Raw genomic sequence first — 610 nt, 5'->3', positions numbered from 1 at the left:
GGCCCGCCGCTCGGTGAGCGGCGGGCCGTGACGTTCGCCGGTCCGCACGGTGACGCCGGGGCGAACGGCTTTCCGCGCGTTGGGGTGGGCCGCTCCACCGGTCGTCCCAGGCTGGCGGTGGAACCACCCCGGACGGCCGATGCTCCGGAGCCGTCGGGGAACGGCGGACGCTCAGGGTTCGGGAGGCGCCAGGAACGGCACGACCCAGTCCGGAGTGATCTCGGCGGCGAACGCGACCGCGTCCCGCTCGGCCATGTCGACCGCCGCGTAGCCGCCCTCGCCCGCGCCGACCGCGACGGTGAGGGTCGCCAGGCCCAGCCGCCGCTGGAACAGGGTGCGGCGCATCCGCCAGCCGATCACCGCGCGGTGCTCGACGACGACCTGGCGGCGGCGCAGCGACCCCGACCGCACCGACAGCCGGACGCCGTCGGTGGCGTGCCCGAGCTGCCGGTACCGGTCCAGCCCCAGCGGGACGGCGAGGACCGCCAGCGCCAGACCCCCGTAGGCGACCCACGGCTGACCGGCCGCCGCCGCGAGCGCGGCGAACGCCAGCGGCGGCGCGACGGCCCGCACGACCCGGCGGCTCCGCGCCGCCCTCGGGTGCGGGACC

1 protein-coding gene is annotated in these 610 nt (G+C 78.5%); it reads right to left on the bottom strand.

The genetic code is table 11. The annotated features are described in order from the left end of the window. Window positions 1-171: 171 nt before the first annotated feature. On the bottom strand, window positions 172-610 hold a 439-nt coding region (locus AKI01S_RS48685), incomplete at its 5' end, for a PH domain-containing protein (protein WP_157420789.1).

Origin of the sequence: Actinomadura kijaniata NBRC 14229 (genome assembly GCF_001552175.1) — a bacterium.
GTDB lineage: Bacteria > Actinomycetota > Actinomycetes > Streptosporangiales > Streptosporangiaceae > Spirillospora > Spirillospora kijaniata.
Note: the sequence above shows the minus strand (reverse complement) of the source record. Positions and strands in the feature narration are given on the sequence as shown.